The 3,608-nt window shown below is 61.6% G+C and carries 5 protein-coding genes; 2 read left to right on the plus strand and 3 right to left on the minus strand.

The genetic code is table 11. The features are described 5' to 3' along the window. The coding region (locus tag A5785_RS14385; protein WP_064867125.1) for a helix-turn-helix domain-containing protein at positions 1–697 on the plus strand (697 nt) is incomplete at its 5' end. Between the two features lie 563 nt (positions 698–1,260). Here A5785_RS14385 and A5785_RS14390 read toward each other — a convergent pair. Continuing rightward, complete coding sequence (locus A5785_RS14390) at positions 1,261–1,467, minus strand: hypothetical protein (RefSeq protein WP_064867127.1); 207 nt, start codon at positions 1,465–1,467, stop codon at positions 1,261–1,263. 60 nt (positions 1,468–1,527) lie between these two features. On the opposite strand from A5785_RS14390, the gene A5785_RS23300 reads away from it, so the two are divergent. Next, entirely contained in the window at positions 1,528–1,704 is a 177-nt protein-coding gene (locus A5785_RS23300) for a hypothetical protein (protein WP_156525481.1), read from the plus strand. A gap of 256 nt (positions 1,705–1,960) precedes the next feature. Here the strand turns inward: A5785_RS23300 and A5785_RS14395 are convergent, their stop codons facing one another. Beyond that, on the minus strand, positions 1,961–2,845 hold the full coding sequence (locus A5785_RS14395; RefSeq protein ID WP_231894076.1) for a ParB/RepB/Spo0J family partition protein: 885 nt from the start codon (positions 2,843–2,845) through the stop codon (positions 1,961–1,963). Further along, positions 2,820–3,515, minus strand: a complete 696-nt coding sequence (locus A5785_RS14400; protein ID WP_064867131.1) for a ParA family protein — start codon at positions 3,513–3,515, stop codon at positions 2,820–2,822. The genes A5785_RS14395 and A5785_RS14400 overlap by 26 nt, the downstream gene beginning before the upstream one ends. Positions 3,516–3,608: the final 93 nt, after the last annotated feature.

Raw genomic sequence — 3,608 nt, forward strand, 5'->3', positions numbered from 1 at the left:
GTTCCAGATCCGTGGTAGCTGCCTGATCGAGCAGGCCGACCACACCCACCTCGCCGCACCCGGATCGCTGTTCATCTACGACAGCTCCCTGCCGTTCCGCATGCGCGCCGATGGACCCTACGAGCAGGTGGTCGTCCAGGTGAGCGCCGATCGCGCCTTCGCACTGGCCGGCATGGACCGCACCACCGATATCCTCGCCACACCCATGGAGTGTTCCGGAGTTCTCTCCGCTGTGTCTGCATTCTTCACCCAACTGGCCCACTACCAGGCCGACGACCCCGTCGCAGCAGCCCGACTCGAACCGCACGCAGCCTCATTAGCCGTGTCTTTGCTACGGCTGACTAGCCCCCTACGCCCGCCGGCCGAGATACCCGCGCTCCTTCGTCGCGATCAAGTAATCGCCTACATTCATGCACACCTCACCGACCCCGACCTCGACGCCGACCGCATCGCCGATGCGGTGAGATTGTCCCGCAGAAGCCTCTACCGACTCTTTCACGACACCGACTACACGCTCATGGACTACCTGCGCAGGGCCCGCGTTGAAGCCGCACAGAACCTGCTCCGCAACCACCCCACAAAGTCTATTTCTCACATCTCGCGGGAAGCGGGCTTCAACGACGAACGCTCGTTCTACCGCACCTTCCGAACCATCACAGGCATGACGCCGAACGACTACCGCGAACAGTTCCATTAGCCGCCCGGCCACGCAGTCGTCTCCCCCGCTCGCCTAACCGAACCAGCATGCACGCCGCCTGGTTTCCCGACGTGAGCGCGCCCCAAAGCGAGCTTGCATCAGGGTCGCGCCGACGGAATCCCGGGTGTTGACACCGGCTTTGGCCAAGGCGTGAGCGTGTCCCGTTTCAGTTACGGTGACACTGGACCGTAGCGGGATCGTCCCCGTCAAGGCGCGGGTAGACCCATTCGATGCGAGTCATCTCGGTATCGGGGCTCACGCCGCGATGGGTGGCGCAGAAGAACTCGACAAACTGCGCTCGCGTCAGCTCCGGAAACCCTTCGGCGACGACATCGGAGGCCGTTGCTCGCCCTGGCCGCAATCGACGACGGCCTGCCGACGAGATCTCGTACCGCTGTGGCGATCGCGTCTCTACTTGGGGCATCGGTGGGGTTGCCCGCGTACCTGCTGCTGCGTGAGCGCGCCCAACCGCTGGGCGCGACGAGGGCAGGTGAGCCGAAGTCGAGCACATCGAGGGCGTCGGTGACTATCTTTCGTCTGTGGTCAGGCAGCTCGACGTGTACCTATTTGCGGAGCTGCTCGACGACGCCACCTGTCGTCGCCGCGTAGTCATCGGCGTTGGCCCGCTCGTCGTCTGTGAACGCCTGCACATCTCCAGGCCGGCCGTATGGTCGCACAATCAACGTCAGCTCAGAAAGTTGCACGCGGGCGCGGATCGGTGATCGACGATCGGCGGCCAGCCCTGCCGCTGCGACGTTGGGTTCAGCCACTATGCTCCTACTCCCCTGTATTCGGATTAGTGAGCCACGTGACGTGACCGCATTCTTTGCATGACCAGCACAAGGTTGGCGCTGGTACTCGGTTATCCCATCCGACAAGCGCTCCCCCATGATCCAGGGAATGCCCGTTCGCGCATCGGACTGGCGCAGCGAGTGACCACCCTTGACGGGTTCGTCGCAGCGATGCTGGAAAGACGGTGGGATGAGGCACCGACGGTCTTCCCGTAGGCAACTCGCCTAACCCGTGTGGCGCCTCATCCACGCCTAGATCATATCGCACACACGTTCGCATAGGAACCGCCGCTCCCCCAGCAAGCCCTCGCGACGATTGCGCGTAGACATCTACGTTTCGTCACAGTGACATAAATCATTGGCACGGGTTCCAGTGCGGAGTTCAGGATGTCGGATGAATGAAGACGGTCTGTGTTGTTTACCGCGGTAAACAACACAGACCGTTAGGGCTTATGGACGTCGCGCCCGGGCGTTACTCTCCACTGAGCTCGAGCTGGAGTGCAGCGACGAGTGCGCGGAGCTCGGACTCATCGAGAGCTGCTCGTGCTGCCTCGGCGAACGCTTTAGGTCCGGCCGCATAGCATTTGGTGACAGATTTGGTGATGGTGTCGACGGACGGCACTCCCCTGTCCTGTTTGCTCTCGGTTCGGTTGGGATCTTGTTTTTTGTCGAGGGCAGCTTGCCATGCTTTGACTTGCGCCTCACGCGGGACGTTGGCCAGTGCTCTAGCTTCCCGTACTGCATACTCCCCCGCTCTTAGTGATTGCTGTATCTGCGGGTCGAGCTTCAGTAGGGCTAGTCTTTGCGATACCCAACCTTTCGTCTTTCCGAGTAGCGCTGCGGCGTCGGCGCTTTTGCCGGTCTCTTCGACCAGCAGTTGAACGGCTCGGGCTTCCTCGATCACGTCGAGGTCGCGTCGGCCGATGTTCTCGATTACGGCAGTTCTGATGACTTCGGCCGATGTGCTTGCCAGTGAGTCGCGGATAACGATGTCCAGGCCTGGGCGACCATACTCGTGGGCAGCGGCAAGTCGCCTGTTGCCCATGACGACGACGTACTTGGCGTCGCCTAGCTGGGGCTCGTCGTCGGGCCAGAGGCGCAGGTGTGCTGCGCGACTGATTGCCGTTGCCGGTTGCAGCTGCCGATCTTTAATGCTTGCGAGATCGTCGAGGGAACCGACAGAGTCGCGTGGGTTTCTCGGGTTGGGCGCGAGTTGGTCCAGAGGGACGTTTGCCCTGAATAGTCCGTCAGTGCCTATGTCGCCGTCGACGGGCGACTTCTCACCAACTGTTTCCACAAGATCGGCAAGGCTGACTCTACTTCGTGCCATGTCAGGCCTCCGCCATTTGAAGCTCAAGGCACAGATCCTTGATATCTTCGCGTGCTTGTAGGGCTACTCTGTTCGCTGGATACTCGGTCACGACCAGCCCCTCGGCGCTTGCGCGTGCGTGGATTTTGTAGTGCCGCACTACGGTCTTTGCGCTCGGCCAACCCTGTGCGTCGATGAACTCTCGGGTTTGGTCGAGGTCAGTGTGTCCGTCGCGGGGATCCCAATCGTTGATAACGACGACATAGGGGACATCGCGCGGCTCTACAACCTTGCTGATGGTTCGAGCGGTGGGATCGAAGGAGAGAGGCAGAGGCGTGATGGGGACGACTACGAGTGTCGATACTCCAAGAACGGCGTCGAACATCTCGCCGAGTCCGGTATCTGCTGCGCCGGGAGTGTCGCCAATCCAGCCAGGCGTGTCGATGGAGATGTGTTTGACACCCCCTCCAATCTTTCGGAGCGAGCGCAGGACGGCCGGGTTGGATTCTTGCGCGATCCGGAAGGGCAGGTCGGAAACGCGATCAGCCCACCATAGAGCGGAGCCTTGAGGGTCGGCACTGACCGCGAGGACCGGGGATTCGTCCTGGGTCTCCGGGCGGGGGAGGAGTGCGGCTTTGCTTGCCGCGAGGTTGACGGCGAGCGTCGTCTTGCCGACGCCACCTTTCTGATTGAGAAATGTCCACACTGCTGCACCCATGACGGGGTACGTCCTTTCCGTATGCTTCACCTCCACACTGAGTGGCCGGCTACTTCGGGGGATTGTGCTCGCGTGTGGTTTACCGCGGTAAAC

Origin of the sequence: Gordonia sp. 852002-50395_SCH5434458, assembly GCF_001665905.1 — a bacterium.
Lineage (GTDB): Bacteria > Actinomycetota > Actinomycetes > Mycobacteriales > Mycobacteriaceae > Gordonia > Gordonia jacobaea.

Bases quoted from the DNA above. Each gene is read 5' to 3' on its own strand.
- A5785_RS23300 (WP_156525481.1), top strand. From the start codon at position 1,528: ATGACCAGCACAAGGTTGGCGCTGGTACTCGGTTATCCCATCCGACAA.
- A5785_RS14400 (WP_064867131.1), bottom strand. From the start codon at position 3,515: ATGGGTGCAGCAGTGTGGACATTTCTCAATCAGAAAGGTGGCGTCGGC.